The sequence below is a fragment of the Corallococcus sp. AB049A genome (assembly GCF_003668885.1).
Classification (GTDB): Bacteria; Myxococcota; Myxococcia; order Myxococcales; family Myxococcaceae; genus Corallococcus; species Corallococcus interemptor.
Map to the genome: position 1 here is coordinate 1 of NZ_RAWL01000785.1, position 1,542 is coordinate 1,542.

At 69.5% G+C, this 1,542-nt stretch carries 1 protein-coding gene; it reads left to right on the forward strand.

The annotated features are described in order from the left end of the window. The first annotated feature begins 55 nt into the window (after positions 1–55). A complete protein-coding gene (locus D7X55_RS39355) occupies positions 56–1,426 on the forward strand; it encodes a DUF3943 domain-containing protein (protein WP_233610361.1) in 1,371 nt (456 codons plus the stop codon). The last annotated feature ends 116 nt before the right edge of the window (positions 1,427–1,542 follow it).

Genomic DNA, 1,542 nt, shown 5'->3' on the forward strand with positions numbered 1-1,542 from the left:
AGTCAGGCGCGGGCGGGGGCACGGCGCAGAGGGAAGTCCGTGGCCTTCGGGTGCCGTGCTGTTCGCCTGCGGACTGCTGCTGGGCGGGCCGGCCCTGGCGCAGGAGCCGGCGCCCCCACTGCCAGCGGATGCCCCGCTGAACGAGGACGCGTCCCGGGAGCAGGTCCACCCGTGGCTCGCGGTGGGGGAGATCACCTCCATCAACGTGTTCGTCTGGACGTGGGACCGGGTCCTCGCGCAGAAGGAGTGGGCGAAGGTGGGCCCGGACACGTGGACGAAGAACCTGACCACGGGCTTCGTCTGGGACGGGGACGGCTTCCTCACCAACCAGTTCGCGCACCCGTACCACGGCAGCCTCTACTACACGGCCGCGCGCGACAACGGCGTGCCCTACGCGGCCGCCCTGGCCTTCACGCTGTTTGGCAGCGCGCAGTGGGAGCTGTTCGCGGAGAACGAGCTGCCCTCCGTCAACGACCTCATCAACACGTCCGTGGGCGGCATGGCCATTGGCGAGGGGCTCTACCGGCTGTCCTCGCTGGTGCTGGACACGGAGGCCCGGGGCGGAGAGCGCTTCGTGCGCGAGCTGACCGCCGCCGGCATGAGCCCCGTGCGCGGCTTCAACCGCGTGGTGCGCGGCGACGTGACGCGCCGCGAGCCCACCCCCGCGGACTGGCGGCCGGATGACCTGTCCATCTGGGGCACCCTGGGCTACCTCAAGCTGGGCGACGGCCGGCCCCTGGCCTGGGGCGAGGACCAGTTCTTCTTCCACGCGGCCATGCGCTACGGCGACATGTACCAGGGCGACATCCGCCGCCCCTTCGACGCCTTCGACGCGCGGGTGCAGTTCACGTCGAAGGAGAGCAGCTTCATCAGCCATGCGCGCATCCAGGGGATGCTGCTGAAGGCGTCCTTCCTGAGCACGCAGAAGGACGAGCTGCGCCTGGGCCTGCTCCAGCAGCTCAGCGTCGTGGACACGGAGGCGTACGAGCTGGGCAGCCAGTCCCTGGAGGCGGGCCTGCTGCATGAGCGCCAGCTCAGCGCGCGCTCGAAGCTGCGGACCGCGCTGCTGGTGGAGGGAAGCATCCTCACCGGCATCTCCTCCGAGCACAGCGGCAGCGATGAGAGCGGGGGCCGCAACTACGACTACGGCCCCGGCCTGGGCATGAACCTCCAGCTGGCGTACATGCGCGGAGACTGGGAGGTCCTCACGCTGGAGGCAGGCACCTCCCACATCGTGGTGCTGGATGGCTCCGGCGGCTTACACGAGGTCTTCACCGGCCAGCTCCAGGTGGACCTGCCGGTGTACAAGCGCCTGGGACTGGGTTCAGAGCTGAACTGGTTCCGCCGCCACAGCCGCTTCGACACCTACCCGGACGTGCGGAAAGACGCATACCAACTGCGAGTCTTCGTCTCCGTGCACTACTAGCCATCGCCCGCGAGGATGAGCTCCGGGGGCGCTTTTCAACACCTCACTGCTTACCTTCTGGAAGCGCGGCATGGGGCCGTGCGCGGAGGCGTGGGCGGACCGGATGGGGCACGGCG